Annotated in this window: 10 protein-coding genes and 1 rRNA gene; 8 read left to right on the top strand and 3 right to left on the bottom strand. The window is 38.4% G+C overall.

Features of this window, described 5'->3' with window-relative positions; genetic code table 11:
* Window positions 1-8 precede the first annotated feature (8 nt).
* The 6 genes from rrf to G7B18_RS03220 all read left to right on the top strand — a co-directional run bounded on the left by rrf (window position 9) and on the right by G7B18_RS03220 (window position 8,806).
* Window positions 9-120 (top strand): 5S ribosomal RNA (gene rrf, locus G7B18_RS03245).
* Between the two features lie 167 nt (window positions 121-287).
* Window positions 288-1,352, top strand: a complete 1,065-nt coding sequence (locus tag G7B18_RS03240) for an efflux RND transporter periplasmic adaptor subunit (protein ID WP_164110879.1) — start codon at window positions 288-290, stop codon at window positions 1,350-1,352.
* Window positions 1,353-1,360: 8 nt separating this feature from the next.
* Window positions 1,361-4,438: an efflux RND transporter permease subunit gene (locus tag G7B18_RS03235; protein ID WP_164122059.1), complete on the top strand. Its 3,078-nt coding sequence runs from the start codon at window positions 1,361-1,363 to the stop codon at window positions 4,436-4,438.
* 1 nt (window position 4,439) lies between these two features.
* Entirely contained in the window at window positions 4,440-5,750 is a 1,311-nt protein-coding gene (locus G7B18_RS03230) for a TolC family protein (RefSeq protein ID WP_164122058.1), read from the top strand.
* A gap of 256 nt (window positions 5,751-6,006) precedes the next feature.
* On the top strand, window positions 6,007-7,422 hold the full coding sequence (locus G7B18_RS03225) for a Gfo/Idh/MocA family protein (RefSeq protein ID WP_079642546.1): 1,416 nt from the start codon (window positions 6,007-6,009) through the stop codon (window positions 7,420-7,422).
* 307 nt (window positions 7,423-7,729) lie between these two features.
* Entirely contained in the window at window positions 7,730-8,806 is a 1,077-nt protein-coding gene (locus G7B18_RS03220; protein WP_164110873.1) for a formylglycine-generating enzyme family protein, read from the top strand.
* Between the two features lie 116 nt (window positions 8,807-8,922).
* On the opposite strand, the gene G7B18_RS03215 is transcribed toward G7B18_RS03220, so the two are convergent.
* Both G7B18_RS03215 and carB read right to left on the bottom strand, forming a co-directional pair.
* The gene (locus G7B18_RS03215; RefSeq protein WP_164122057.1) at window positions 8,923-9,300 is read right to left on the bottom strand and encodes a hypothetical protein; all 378 of its coding nucleotides are present in this window, start codon (window positions 9,298-9,300) and stop codon (window positions 8,923-8,925) included.
* An 84-nt stretch (window positions 9,301-9,384) separates the two neighbouring features.
* Window positions 9,385-12,204: a carbamoyl-phosphate synthase large subunit gene (carB, locus tag G7B18_RS03210; RefSeq protein ID WP_164110868.1), complete on the bottom strand. Its 2,820-nt coding sequence runs from the start codon at window positions 12,202-12,204 to the stop codon at window positions 9,385-9,387.
* Window positions 12,205-12,448: 244 nt separating this feature from the next.
* On the opposite strand from carB, the gene G7B18_RS03205 reads away from it, so the two are divergent.
* Complete coding sequence (locus G7B18_RS03205) at window positions 12,449-12,946, top strand: hypothetical protein (RefSeq protein WP_164110865.1); 498 nt, start codon at window positions 12,449-12,451, stop codon at window positions 12,944-12,946.
* Between the two features lie 66 nt (window positions 12,947-13,012).
* On the opposite strand, the gene G7B18_RS03200 is transcribed toward G7B18_RS03205, so the two are convergent.
* Window positions 13,013-15,187, bottom strand: a complete 2,175-nt coding sequence (locus tag G7B18_RS03200) for a S9 family peptidase (RefSeq protein WP_164110863.1) — start codon at window positions 15,185-15,187, stop codon at window positions 13,013-13,015.
* A gap of 287 nt (window positions 15,188-15,474) precedes the next feature.
* On the opposite strand from G7B18_RS03200, the gene G7B18_RS03195 reads away from it, so the two are divergent.
* Window positions 15,475-15,837, top strand: coding sequence for a dihydroneopterin aldolase (locus G7B18_RS03195; protein WP_164110861.1), 363 nt, complete (start codon window positions 15,475-15,477; stop codon window positions 15,835-15,837).
* Window positions 15,838-15,840 lie beyond the last annotated feature (3 nt).

Below are 15,840 nucleotides of genomic sequence, written 5' to 3'. Positions count from 1 at the left end.
AAGATATTTCAGGTGCCTATATCGGCGGTGTCTACCTCTTCCCATTCCGAACAGAGAAGTCAAGCCCGCCAGAGCCGATGGTATTGCCGTAACAGGTGGGAGAGTAGGTCGGTGCCTTTTTTTACACGAAGCCCCTTCAGGAAACTGGAGGGGCTTTTCTTGTGATATATGTATCTTTTAATAGCTGTCTTTGCTTGATATTATAATAAGAATTTTACATCCTTGCTAAAGGAATATACCCTATATTGTAACGGAAATATTATTAATAGAAGTCCCTATTGTAAATTATGAATCGAAAAGTTGGAACATTTTTAGTGATTTTGTTCGTGATAGTTGCTGGTTTGGTAGGTTATCGATTAGTAAAGAATAAAGAAAAGGCTGATAGCAATGTGAAAGGTAGTGGTGCCGGTCGAAGCGAAGTCAAAGTCTATGGTATGATCGTTAAAGGGAAACCGTTTTCTGATTTTCTATCGTTAACAGGATCTATAGAGGCGAATGAAGTGGTAGACTTAAAGTCTGAGATTTCTGGTCTTGTGGAACTCTTGAATTTTGAGGAAGGCGCGAAGGTCGCTGCTGGACAGGTTTTGGTTAAGATAAACGATTTGGAATTACGTGCACAGCTTGAGCAGGCAAAAACTAGGAGTGCACTTGCTGGTGAAAATGAGCGGAGAGCGAATCTTCTGCTAGAGAAGGAAGCTATTAGCCAAGAAGAGTATGATATCGCTAGTGCTGATTTTCGAACTGCAAAAGCGCAAATTCAACTAATTCAAGCACAGCTTAATAAAACAGTGATAAAGGCACCTTTTTCGGGAACGGTAGGATTACGGAGTATTTCAAAGGGAAGTTATATTACACCCACTACGCCAATCGCTCAACTCGTTAATATGGCTAGGGTCAAATTGCAATTTTCTATACCGGAAAAGTATGCGGTGAAAGTGAAAGTCGGCGAAGAAGTTCGTTTTACAGTACAAGGAGCAGAAGATGTTTTTTTTGCAAAGGTATATGCTTTAGATCCTTTAATCGAGGAAAGTACGCGCACATTGCGGGTGCGAGCAATAGCTGAAAATGGTGGCAATAGACTAATTCCCGGTGCATTTGCAAATGTTATTTTTCCGTTGGAGACAATTACCGATGGTCTATTGGTTCCTACGGAGGCTTTGATACCAATTCAGAATGGTAAAAAGCTGTTTGTGAAAAAAGAAGGCAAGGCTAAAGAAATTTTAGTAGAGACTGGTGGACGCTCTGATTCTGTAGTGTTGATTACGAAGGGAATTGCCGACGGCGATACCATATTGACTTCGGGCGTAATGTCATTACGTGACGGCAGTGCTGTTAAGGTAACGTTGAAATAGGAGGAGTGATGAGTTTATCAACGTTAAGTATTAAGAGACCCGTATTGGCAATAGTGATTAACTTGTTGCTGATACTATTTGGAATAATAGGCTATACTTTTTTGGGAGTTCGAGAGTTTCCGTCTATTGATCCGGCGCAGATATCTGTCAGGACTAGCTATGCTGGAGCTAATGCTGAGATTATCGAATCTCAGATTACCGAGCCGTTGGAGAAATCTATAAATTCTATCGACGGAATTCGTAACATTTCTTCATCTAGTAATCAAGGTACAAGTAATATCACTATTGAATTCAATTTAGATAAGAATCTGGAAGAGGCTGCAAATGATGTGCGCGATAAGGTGTCACAGGCGCAACGAAATCTTCCTCAAGATATCGATGCGGCCCCCGTAGTTTCAAAAGCCGATGCTGATTCGGAGCCTATTATTACAATGACCGTTCAAAGTGCGACTAAAAATGTACTTGAGTTGTCTGATTATGCTGAAAATGTAATAGCACAAAGACTTCAAACTATCCCTGGGGTAAGTTCAGTCCAGATTTGGGGACAGAAGAAATTTGCTATGCGTTTATGGATAGATCCTGTAAAACTATCATCTTATGGCTTAACTGTATTGGATGTTCGAACAGCTTTGAATAGTCAAAACGTAGAGTTGCCTTCAGGTAAATTGACAGGAGCAAATACAGAATTGGCCGTAAAAACAATCGGTAACTTATCGACAGAAGAAGGTTTTAATAATATCGTTATTAGAGCAGAAGCTAATCTGATTATTAGGTTCAGTGATATAGGTAAGGCAACTTTAGAAGCGGAGAATTTCGAAACGAAGATGTCTGATTCGGGATACCCCATGGTCAGCTTAGCTATTATTCCTCAACCGGGTACTAATTATTTAGATATCGCTAAAGAATTTTACGAAGAATATGATCGACTGGAGGTTGATCTTCCTGAGGGATTCGAGATTAATGTCGCTTTGGACAATACGCAATTTGTGAAGCGAGCGGTATTGGAAGTGGTGGAGACTTTGCTGATTTCTATAGTTTTGGTTGTAATTATTATTTATATATTTTTTCGAAATTGGAGCATTGCTTTTAGACCGCTAATCGATATACCTGTATCTCTTATCGCTACTTTTTTTATAATGTACTTATGCGGTTTTTCAATCAATGTATTGACATTATTGGCTATAGTGTTAGCTACTGGTCTTGTAGTTGATGATGGGATCGTAGTAACAGAAAATATATTTAAAAAGGTCGAGGAGGGAATGTCTCCGATCGAAGCCGCTATAAAGGGGTCTAATGAAATATTTTTCGCTGTCATTTCTATATCGGTAACATTGGCCGCAGTGTTTCTGCCTGTTATCTTTTTGGAGGGGTTTGTGGGGAGGTTATTTCGAGAGTTTGGAATTGTGATAGGCGCAGCGGTATTGATTTCTGCATTCGTATCGCTCTCGTTAACTCCTATGTTGAATGCTTATCTCATGAAAGGCGGAGAGCAGAAGCGATCAAAGTTTTATGAAAGAACAGAACGCTACTTTGTTATGATGAATAAGGAGTATGAAGGTTCTCTCAGGAGTTTCTTAGATCGAAGGTGGTTGAGTGTAGCTGTTATAGGCGCTTGTTTTGTTTTAATATATTTCTTTTATCAGCTTTTGCCTAAGGAGACGGCGCCTTACGATGATCGCAGTTACGTTTCTTTGAGAGCTACAGCTCCAGAAGGCGTTTCTTATGATTATATGGATCGTTTTATGACGGAGTTAACTTTATTGATTAACGATTCGGTTCCAGAGAAAAAGGTTAGTTTAGTGATAACTTCTCCTGGATTTGGTTCTTCTTCTTCCAACAGTGGTTTCGTACGTTTAGGCTTGGTACAACCTCAAGAGCGGGAGCGGAGCCAAGAAGAAATAGCTAATCAGTTATCGCGATTGACACGACAATATTCTGAGGCCAGAGTTGCTGTATCTCAACAGCCTACAATTGCCGTAAATAGAAGAGGAGGTTCTCCAATTCAGTATATTATTCAAGCACCTAATTTTCAAAAATTAGAAGAGAAGATTCCAGAATTTATGGAAGAGTTGTCCAAGGACAAAACTTTCTCCATGGTAGATGTTAATCTCAAGTTTAATAAACCCGAGTTGTATGTACACATCGATAGAGAGAAAGCGCAAGCATTGGGGGTATCTGTATTGGATGTAGCGCAGACTTTACAGATGTCTTTATCTGGTCAGCGCTTCGGATATTTTATGATGAATGGAAAACAGTATCAGGTGATGGGGCAGTTTGATCGCAAGGATCGTGCAACACCGACCAATCTAACTTCAATTTTTGTAAAGAATAGAGATGGAAAACTGATTCAACTAGACAATATCGTAGATGTTCAGGAGCATAGTAGCCCTCCGCAGCTTTATCATAACAATAGATATATGTCCGCTACAGTATCAGCATCTTTGGCTCCTGGAAGAAGTATGGGCGAGGGTATCGAAGCTATGGATGCTGTTAAAGAAAGAGTTTTAGATGAAAGTTTTACTACAGATTTAGGGGGCGAAGCTAGGGATTTCGTGGAAAGTGGATCAAATACGATGTTTGCCTTTGGGTTAGCTGTTCTCTTGATATTTTTGATTTTGGCGGCACAATTTGAAAGCTTTGTGGATCCCATCATAATTTTGCTAACAGTCCCAATGGCTGTTGGGGGAGCACTGTTTTCGTTGTGGTTATTTGGACAATCGTGGAATATCTTTAGTCAGATAGGTACAATTATGCTGATTGGACTTGTCACGAAAAACGGCATTTTAATTGTAGAATTTGCTAATCAACTGCGGGAAGAAGGTCACGAAAAGTTTGAGGCGGTAGTCCTTGCTGCAGAAGCAAGATTAAGACCGATTTTAATGACTTCTTTTGCCATTGCGTTGGGGGCCTTGCCGATTGCTCTTTCGTTGGGGGCAGCTTCTACAAGTCGTATTGGTATGGGGGTTGTGATCGTTGGTGGTACTCTCTTTTCTTTGTTGTTGACGTTATACGTTATTCCCGGATTTTACTTGATGTTTTCTCGTAAGCGAGTACATCGTCCCGAATTTGACCAGATAGATGAATAGTATGAAGCTTGTAGTATTGGTTTTTATAACTTGGATTGGAGCAGTTCTTCCAGGTTTTGGACAGGATTTATTGACTATAAAGGAAGCTGTTGAGATAGCCTTGTCAAACAATTATGATATTAAATTGTCGAGAAATGAATTGGAAGTGGCTACCGAGAATGTCACCTATGGAAATGCAGGTATGCTACCAAGTGTGACGGGTAACTTTAGTCAGAATAATAGTATACAGAATTCTAAGCAAACCCAAAACGATGGGAGTATCCGTGCTTTGGATAATGCAAAGAATAATAATATGACCTACGGTGTAAGCCTAGGTTGGACCATTTTTGATGGCTTAGGTATGTTTTCGAGGTATGAATCGCTTAGGGAATTAGAAAAACTTGGAGGAATCCAGGTGAAGCGTACGGTTGTATCTATGGTATCGGATGTCATACGTACCTATTATAGTATTGTCGAACAGCAGAATCTTTTAATGGCTATAGATTCAAGTATATTGATTTCTAAAGAAAGATTACGCACTGCTGAGAATCGTTTTTCTATAGGTAAGGCTTCTCGATTGGAGGTGCTTAATGTACAGGTTAATCTGAATGAGGACGAATCTACGCGTTTGAGACAGATGGAAGTTGTCAAGAATCTTAAGGTCGCTCTTAATGGGTTATTGGCTAGATCATTATCTCTTGATTTTGCCATCGTCACAGAGGTAAAAATAGATCAGTCCATGGTGCTCGAAAATTTATTGGATCAAGCTAAAGTGCATAACCCTGACCTTATTGGTGTGAGTATTAGCAAGCGCCTGGCCGAACTTGAGGTTAAGAATGTGAAAGCTGCGCGCTACCCAACAGTGCGACTAAATGGAGGCTACAACTTTTCAGAATCAGAGTCTAGTTTAGGCTTTGTGGCCCAATCCAATTCAAGGGGGCTCAATTATGGGGTATCAGCCTCACTTAATATATTCGATGGTTTTAATCAACGCCGTAATGAACGCGTTGCAAAACTTAGGGTCGATAATGCTGAACTTGCGGTAGAGCAGCAACGTGTCGCTGTGGAAACTGCGATTACTCAAGCATTTCATAGTTATCAGACCAATCTTGCTTTGGTAAACATTGAAGAAGGGAATGAACGGATTGCTAAACAGAATTTGAGTATTACCTTAGACAAATTTCGTATCGGTTCAATTAGTGCCGTTGAGTTTAGAGACGCACAACAGAATTACATTGATGCAGTCACTCGTTTCAATACCGCTAAGACGCAAGCAAAACTGTCCGAAGCTATGTTAAAGGAATTGGTGGGAGCGATTGATTTTGTATGGTAACTATTCTGTTAGGCAAACGTTTTCGCAATTTAAGTCAAACGTTTGCGTTCGTTTTTTATTTCTTATTATGGTATTTATAGATTATTATTGTCTTAGATAATTCGATAAAAAGAAGTTATCTATAACCAACAAGCCTTGAAGTATAGATTGGTTATTTATGACAAAAGACTGTTTAGTTTGTTTTAAAATAGGTGATTTTAAAGGGGGCTTTATGTCCCCTTTGATTTTTTGATGGAAAATAAACCCTAAGATTAATATGAGTTCAAATAGAAGAGATTTTTTAAAGAAAGCGGGATTTCTTTCAGCAGCAGCACTATCTTTGCCTGCTCTAAATAATGAAGCGCTTGCAGCTACATCGTTCAATATGTGGGGATATGCTGCTCCTAAGATTGATAAGGTAAGAATCGCTGTGATTGGTTTGGGGATGAGAGGTCCTGGTGCTGTCGATCGCTTATCGTATATCGAGGGAACCGAGATCGTGGCTTTATGTGATAGACATGCTGATCGTGTTGATAAAGCGCAGAAAATTTTAACAGGTAAAGGCTTGAAAGAAGCAAAGTCTTATTCTGGTGATAACGGTTGGGAGAAATTACTGAAGGAAGAAGAAGTCGATCTTGTCTATATCTGTACACCATGGGAGTTTCATGCCCCAATGAGTATTGCAGCGATGAAAGCTGGTGCACATGTTGCTTGTGAAGTTCCTATTGGTTTGACGGAAAAGGAATGTTGGGAAGTCGTTAAAGTTTCAGAGGCAACGAAAAAACACTGTATGATGTTGGAAAACTGTTGTTATGACTTTTTCGAAATGTTAACATTGAATATGACTCGTCAGGGTATGTTTGGTGAACTGGTGCATGCCGAAGGGGCTTATATCCATGATTTGTTGGATTTGAATTTCAACAGCAAGAATGGATATGATAATATGTGGCGTTTACGTGAGAACATTAAGATGAACGGAAACCTTTATCCTACACACGGTATCGGACCGATTGCTCAATGTTTGAATATTAACAGCGGTGATCGGATGACACATTTGGTAGCTATGCAGACAGCTGATTTTATGATGGCAGATAGAGCCCGTGAATTAGCAGCCAAAGATTCTTTTTATCAAGAGTTTGTTGGTAAAAAATACCGCGGAAATATGGATACTACCCTGATTAAGACAGAAAAGGGAAAAACTATGATGATCCAACATGACGTTACTTCCCCTAGACCTTATTCGCGTTTACATTTATTAAGCGGTACGAAAGGTTTCGCACAGAAGTATCCAAAAGAGGGCATTGCTTTCGGACACTCTTTTGTTAAGGAAGAGGAAATGAAAGGGTTGTACGAGAAATACACACCGCAATTAATTAAGTTTATTGGTGAACAAGCTAAGCAGGTTGGCGGACATGGTGGTATGGACTTTATGATGGATTGGCGTCTGATTGACTGTTTGAGAAACGGATTACCAATTGATCAACCGGTTTATGAAGGGGCTTCTTGGTCTGTTATTGTTCCGTTAAGTTGTGAATCTGTGGCCAAAAATAGTAAAACTGTCGCTATTCCTGATTTCACGAAAGGAAACTGGAAGACAAATGCACCTCATGATATGACGTTAAATGGAGGTGGAAATACTGGAATTCGTCCTAAAGTATCTAAAGATCAAAGCAAGCAATTAAAAGTTGGTTAATATAACTTATACTTGTTAACGTATAATGAAGGAAGATATTGAAAGATATCTTCCTTTTTTTTGAAAGTGTCTGTATTATTGATTCGTTTTATCTCTTTATGGAATCAATGAACTTACTTCATGCTGTTCAATGGACATAAAGAACTTTTATATCAGTTGGTGATCTAAAGGAATTATGAAAGTTTTGTTTTACTGCAAAAAAATATTAGCTCGTGGACAATATTATCTGAAGATTGTTTTGCTAAAGCTGTGATAATTCAATATATTAAACTTTTCAAATTAGGGGAAGAACAAAAGATGTTATCAGATGACCAAAAATTCCATATATATATGTTTATATGTCTTTCTTGCAGGATGTAATACACCAAGTACAAAGCAAGAAGAATCAAAAACTGTTGATAGTACGAAAGTAACATGTGCCATGCATGGAGTGCCTAGTAGGTTTGGTAACGAAGCAAAGGATATTTTTGTCTTTACAAAAGGAAATGATGATGCTAACATGGTACTGATTAAGGGAGGTATTTTCAAAATGGGCTCGAAATATTTTGCAGACGCAAGTCCCGTACACGAGGTTCGTGTAAAATCTTTTTATATGGATGAGCATGAAGTGACTAATGCACAGTTTGAAGCATTTGTACTAGCTACCGGATATGTTACCGTAGCCGAGAGACCTTTGGATCCTAAAGAATTTCCTAACGTTGATCCCGCTATGTTGGTGACTGGTTCAGCCGTTTTTGTAGGTAATAAAAGAGTTAATAATCTGAATAATGCTTTACAATGGTGGGATTATGTTGCGGGCGCTAGCTGGAGAAAACCAGAGGGGCCGGGGAGTACTATTGAAAATAGAAAAGACCACCCGGTTACACAATTGGCTTATCAAGATGCTGAAGCTTATGCTAAATGGGCAGGGAAGCGTCTACCGACAGAGGCGGAATGGGAATATGCTGCAAAAGCAGGTACACACACTGATGAGACTTATTATTGGGGCAAGGAAAAAAAGGAAAATGAGAAGTGGCTCGCAAATATTTACCAGGGTAATTTTCCTGCGCATAATTCTAAAGAAGATGGTTTTGAATCTACTGCTCCGGTAAAATCTTATCCAGCGAATTCCTTTGGTCTTTATGATATGGAAGGAAATGTGTGGGAATGGTGTTCAGATTTTTATCGCCCAGATTACTATGCTATTAGTGAGAAAGATAATCCTAAGGGTCCTAATGATTCTTATGATCCGCAGGAACCGGGGTTAGTAAAACGGGTACAACGGGGCGGATCTTTCTTGTGCAATGACCAATATTGTGAACGGTATAAAGCTGGGGCGAGAGGTAAAGGTGAAATAAATAGCCCAACAAATAATGTAGGATTTAGGTGTGTAAAAGAGATTTAAGTCTAAAGTATTTCGATTTTATTAATAACGGTTATTTCACCAATTTTTAGTAACTTAGGGGTATTGTCGTTATTTCTGTTGATTTTCCTGTCAAACGACTTTTCCCTAGTCCGAACTTATCTTGGCGCCTTTAATAAGGTGATTTCAATTGTCTGTTTTTCTGCATGAGCTCGAATATTAGCCTCTTGAATATTCTCAAAAACAACTCCTTTCTTTATTAAAAAGACTGCTAGAATTATTCCTGTATTTAAGATTAAAAAATGTTTTAATTTTGATTTTTTCGTTTTATTAATTGGATCTTTTACAAGAAATGAGGATTCATAATTCCAGTAGATTCCGATAGGAGCTAAGATTATAAACACGATTGAGAAGCAAAGCCAAACAAGCGAAGGAAAGTCTTCAAAATAAAAGTAACCAATGACGCCATAAATCCCCAAAATAGCTATTACTAAGAGCAGTAAAGTAGTTATTAGGGATCTTGATTTGTAAATCATGTTAAATATTTAAGCTAGTTGATAATTAAAAAACCAGCTATTACAGATGAATAGCTGGTTTAAATATAGGTGTAAAATATTTTTTTATTGTGCGTTTAAGAACATTGACTTTTTAGAAACTAATTCTCTAAAGTAAGGATCTTGTAAGTCTTTGATAAAGCGAATGGCTTCACCTGTTGACTTCATTTCAGGACCTAACTGTTTATCAACTTCAGGGAATTTTGAGAATGAAAACACAGGTTCTTTGATAGCCCAACCTTCTAATTTACGTTCGATAGTGAAGTCTTTTAGCTTGTTGGCGCCGAGCATTACTTTTGTCGCTATGTTGATGTATGGTACATCATAAGCTTTTGCTATAAATGGTACTGTACGTGAAGCACGTGGGTTTGCTTCGATGACGTATACGTTTTCTCCTTTTATAGCAAACTGAATGTTCAATAGTCCTCGTACATTAAGCGCTTTCGCTAGTTTGATCGAGTATTCCTCCATTTTGTCCTGTACAGCTTGCGAAAGTTCAAACGGAGGCAATACAGCTGATGAGTCTCCGGAATGGATGCCCGCTGGTTCAATATGCTCCATCATACCGATGATATGAACATCTTCACCATCGGAGATAGAGTCAGATTCGGCTTCCTCTGCACGGTCCAGGAAGTGGTCAATTAAGATTTGATTTCCTGGAAGGTTTTTCAATAGATTGACTACTGCTTTTTCTAGATCTTCATCGTTGATAACGATGCTCATGCCTTGCCCTCCTAGTACATAGGATGGACGAACAAGAACTGGATAACCTACCTCGTTCGCTACTTTGATAGCTTCTTCTGCCGATGTAGCAACTCCATATTTAGGATAAGGAATGTCCAATGCTTTCAATAAGTCTGAAAAGCGTCCGCGGTCTTCGGCTAAATCCATATCTTGGAAGGAAGTTCCAATTATTTTAACCCCCAGTTGTTCTAGACGTTGGGCCATTTTTAAAGCCGTTTGTCCACCCAATTGAACGATAACGCCTACTGGTTTTTCTAATTCAATGATTTCGCGCACGTGTTCCCAGAATACAGGCTCAAAATATAATTTGTCAGCCATGTTGAAATCCGTAGATACGGTCTCCGGGTTACAGTTTACCATAATTGCTTCGTAACCACATTCTTTAGCGGCTAACAATCCATGTACACAAGAGTAATCAAATTCGATACCTTGACCAATACGGTTTGGTCCAGAACCTAATACAATTATTTTCTTTTTATCTGAACAGATCGATTCGTTTTCATCTTCGAAAGTAGAGTAGTAATAAGGTGTGTGTGCTGGAAACTCAGCAGCACAGGTGTCTACCATTTTATAAACACGGTTGATGCCTAATTCTTTACGACGGTCATAAACCTGATCTTCTGTAACATTGCCTAATAACCAAGATATCTGCTCGTCCGAATAACCCTTTTGCTTCAAGGTCATGAAGAAATCGCGTGGAATATTTGATAATTGATAACGACGTAATTCTTGCTCTAATTGAACTAATTCTTGGATCTGTACTAAGAACCATTTGTCGATATGTGTCGTTTTACGGATAGATTCTAAAGGAACGCCGAGTTCAAATGCATCTTTTACATGGAAAAGACGGTCTGCACTTGGATGTTCTAGGCTGAACATGATTTCATCGAGATTGCGTAACTGTTTACCATCAGCGCCTAATCCAGCTCGACCTGTCTCTAGGGATTGACATGCCTTTTGTAAGGCTTCGATAAATGTACGACCTATCGCCATAACTTCACCGACAGCTTTCATCTGAAGACCTAATTCTTTATTTGCTCCTTTGAATTTGTCAAAGTTAAAACGAGGAACTTTGACAATTACATAATCTAATGTAGGTTCGAAATAAGCCGAAGTTGTTTTAGTAATTTGGTTTTGTAATTCATCAAGGTTATACCCGATAGCCAATTTAGCTGCTATTTTAGCAATAGGGTATCCTGTTGCTTTGGAAGCTAGTGCCGATGAGCGAGAAACACGGGGGTTGATTTCAATAGCGATAATATCTTCATTCTCTGGGTTTACCGAAAATTGGACATTACATCCTCCTGCAAAGTTTCCAATAGAGCGCATCATTTTTATCGCTTGGTTACGCATGTCTTGGTAACATTTGTCAGATAGTGTCATACCTGGAGCTACGGTGATAGAATCTCCTGTATGAATTCCCATAGGATCGAAGTTTTCGATTGTACAAATGATGATTACATTATCATTTGTATCTCGAAGTAATTCTAATTCAAATTCTTTCCAACCTAAGACAGCCTGTTCGACCAATACTTCGTGCGTAGGAGAGGCGTGTAGACCTCTATTTAAAGCAGCATCAAAATCTTCTTTTTTGTGTACAAATCCACCTCCAGTACCTGCTAAAGTGTACGAAGGACGTATTACTAATGGGAAACCAATTTCTTGAGCAGCCTCTTTACCTTCAAGGAAAGAATTAGCTATTTTTGAAGGAGCTACACCTACACCGATATCAATCATTAATTGACGGAATTCTTCGCGATTTTCAGTTTTTTCAATAGCCGCTACATCAACTCCGATTACTTGAACGTTGTATTTGTCCCAAAGACCAAGGTTGGAGGCTTCAATACATAGGTTTAAAGCTGTCTGTCCACCCATAGTCGGTAGTACAGCATCAATCTTTTGCTCTTTTAAGATTTGTTCAATGCTTTCGCAAGTAAGAGGTAATAGATAAATGTGATCTGCGACAACCTTATCGGTCATAATTGTTGCAGGGTTGGAATTAATTATGGAAACAGTAATGCCTTCTTCTTTAAGAGATAAGGCAGCTTGAGATCCAGAATAATCAAATTCACACGCTTGTCCGATAACAATAGGACCAGAACCTATGATTAAGACAGAGTTAATGGAGGTGTTTCTAGGCATTATTTATGAAATCAAAAAATTAAAATACGAACTAGTTGTTATTTACAAAGCGGCGAAATTGCCTTTGAAAAGAAGAGTATTCCGACTGCTTTGTCGGAGTGCAAAGTTACATTTATTTTTTTAGAATGTAAAAAGTTTTTTCGTCTACGTCTTTTTTTGCAAGTTTTTTTGACTATTTAAGTTAGTGGTACATTATTTGCTTACCATGTACCAATTATTAATAAATTACTATAAATAAAACTTTATGAAAAAATTTACTTTAGCATTAGTAGCATTATTAGTTGCAGGAGCTTCTCAAGCGCAAGACTATAAAAATTCGATCGGTATCCGTTTAGGAAATGGACATTATGACGTTGTCGGTGTCGCGTTCAAGACTTTTATTTCTCAGCCCGGAGCATTAGAATTTGATTTAGGTATTAATCCAGATACTTATGGAGCATATGATTTGACTTCTGTTTCATTATCCGGAGGATATCAGCATCATTTCCCTATTGGAAGTATCCAGAATTTTAAGTGGTTTGTTGGTGGTGGTGCTGTATTAGCGAATACTTTTTCAGATTGGGAAGACTATAAAGGTTTCAGTGCGGGGATTTTTCCTACTGGTGGTGTAGATTATAAGTTAAAGAATGCTCCTTTTGCATTTTCGGCTGATGTTAGACCTACTATTCATGTTGTAAAGGGTTCGTACTACAGTAATGGTGTTTATTTCAACGGTGGTGTAACAGCTCGTTATACTTTCTAAATCCGATTTAGCGTTAACAAAAAAGGGATTGCAACATGGCATTCCCTTTTTTGTTGACAAATTCAATTATTTCTTAAGGTGTAAGTCAAAATACTTCGCGATTTTATCATACATGTGAATCCTATCTTTTCCACTTACGTTATGTTCATGGGTAGGGTATAGGAAATAGTCCACCTGTTTTCCTACTTTTATACATTGCTCGACAAAATTCATACTGTGTTGCTGGACAACTACAGGATCCTGTGCACCATGGATTATTAGTAAATGACCATTTAGCTTGTCGACTTTATTTAATAAAGAAGTTTTTGTGTATCCTTCTGGATTTTCTTGCGGTGTGTCCATGTAACGCTCTCCATACATAGCTTCGTAATATTTCCAATCCATTACTGGACCTCCAGCTACTGCTGCTTTAAAGATGTTGTTGTGTTTGGTCATTAAAGAGGTAGTCATGAAGCCTCCGTAACTCCATCCGAAAATACCCATATTATTACTGTCAACGTAAGGGAGTGATTTTAGGTATTCTATCCCGACGATCTGGTCCGCCATTTCAGCTTCGCCAAGGTTGCGATGTGTAACACGGGTAAAGTCTCTCCCACGTGCATCGGAGCCCCTATTATCCAGTGTGAATACCAAATAGCCATTTTGAGCCATATAAAGATCAAAGTACCCCACTCCGCCTAGCCATCTATCTGTAACCAATTGAGCGTGGGATCCGCCATATAAATACAACATGACCGGATATTTTTTTGAAGAATCAAAGTTAGCAGGGTAAGTGATTCTAGCGTTTAGGGGCGTGTGTCCATCTGGAGATACAAGAGTTTTGAACTCGATTTTTGGAAGGTTTATCTGCGATGTAAATGGATTGTTAGCGGTTAATATAGCTGTTTTCTTATCATCCTTTTTGCTTACCACTTGTATTTTATTTGGTGTAGTTAGGTTGCTGTATTGGTCAAGGATGTAATTGCCGCTCTCACTAATTGTAGCATTGTGAGTGCCGTTGATTTTAGTCAATTGGGTGGTTTTTCCGCTTTTTAGTTCTACTTCAAACAGATGACGTTCTAATCCATTGTTAGTAGCTCCGATATAGTATGCTTTCGTTCCTTTGCTGTCGAAACCTTGAAAATCAATTACAATAACGCTATTGTGTCCCAATTTGCGAATTAAAGAACCTTGGGTGTCGTATAGATACAATTGATTGTAGCCATCCTTGTCTGTTTGATAAAGGAATTGTTGGGGGGTATTCGGTATGAAGACTAACGGTTTTTGAGGTTCAACCCAAGAGTTAGATTTCTCTTCAAAAAGCGTTTTGACAAATTCGCCTGTCCTAGCATCGTATTTATTGAGCTTCAGGTGATCTTGCCCGCGATTTAATACACCGACGTATACATAATCATTGCTTGGGTCCCAAGTTGCGATAGTTAGGTATTGTTCTTTAGGTATTCCTGTTTGTAACGTTATATATTGGTTGGTCTGCGTGTTGAAGATGTTTAATGTTACTTCTTCACTTTTCATTCCAGCCATGGGATAGCGTATGTCTTTAATTGTGGCCACACGGGTGTTCCATTGGGGGAGTGGGTATTTACTAACCATGGTTTCGTCTTTGCGGTAGTAAAGAAGTTTTTGATCATCTGGTGACCACCACATTCCTTTGTTGATACCGAATTCTTGACGGTGGGTGTTGTCACTTCCATTTACTATCCCGTCAATGGTATCTTTAGTGACTTCTAATTTTTTTCCAGAGGCGGTAATAATTTCGATATTGTTGCCGTTAAGGTAAGCTGTTTGTCGGTTGGAAGTGCTGTATTCTATATTAGCAGCGTCATTTGGAACGGTTGCATTTAATTTCACCTCTTTGTTCAGTATATTGTAGCTTATACGATAGGTGTTTTTTTCTCCACTGATATTAAAAGCTAACGTATTATTATCTGTCCATATGTATTGAGTCGGAAAACTACGTAAATTGAATTTTTCATTTGGAAAGACTTTAGATAATGCCAATTGTAGTTCGGTGACCGAAGTTAATGCTCTACTTTGCCAGTTGTCTTTGTGGCTTCTGATTACAAGAGTTTGGTAAGTGCTGTCTAGATGAGAAAAGGCATCAGTTCCCTTGATCCATTTTTGACCAAAAAGGGTTTTTGTTGCAAATTTACCGGGGCCAAATACCGTTTCATCTATCGTGAAGTTACGTTGACCGTATGCGTAAGTAGATCCTAATAAAAGTAGTACCAATAGTTTTTTCATATGTATTTAATTTGTTTTTTAACGGCCATATGGAATACTCTAATTAACTTTTGTGTCCATATGACGTTTTTGTATAAGCAAAGCGTCTATCATGAGTCGGGTTTAATTCGGAACGAAATTAGTTATTTACAATAATATATCTGCTAACGTCAAAAAGGTTTTACAGGATTGATGTTTTTATAGATATTGAAATGGATGTTTTTTGGTGTCGACCAGTGTCTGTGGTGTTTGTTGAAAATGGACAATAAAAAGCTTGTTTAATCCAAAATTTGTGTAAATTTAATATTATGATTACACAAAAAGTATCCTTACGGGAAGTACGCTTTTATTCGCCTATAGGTTTTTATGAAGAAGAACAGGTGGTTGGGAATGAGTTTTATGTGAATGTAGATGTCTACTTTCCCTTTCAGAATTCGGATGCGGAAGATCTGAGAAACACGATTAATTACGAAGAGCTTTATCAGGTGGTGCTGGAAGTGATGAGTCCTAAACGGAAGTTGTTGGAGTCTGCATTGGAGGATATGTTGGACCTAATTATAAAGAAGTTTAATTTCGCACAAAAGGTTTATGTGGCTATAAGAAAGATAAATCCACCATTTGGTGGTGATTTGGCAAATTCAGAGGTTTCTTTACTATTTGAGAAGGATTAATGC

The organism is Sphingobacterium sp. xlx-130 (assembly GCF_011007405.1).
Taxonomy (GTDB): Bacteria; Bacteroidota; Bacteroidia; order Sphingobacteriales; family Sphingobacteriaceae; genus Sphingobacterium; species Sphingobacterium luzhongxinii.
The sequence above is the reverse complement of the archived record's forward strand: the minus strand, read 5'-3'. Positions and strand labels throughout refer to the sequence as shown.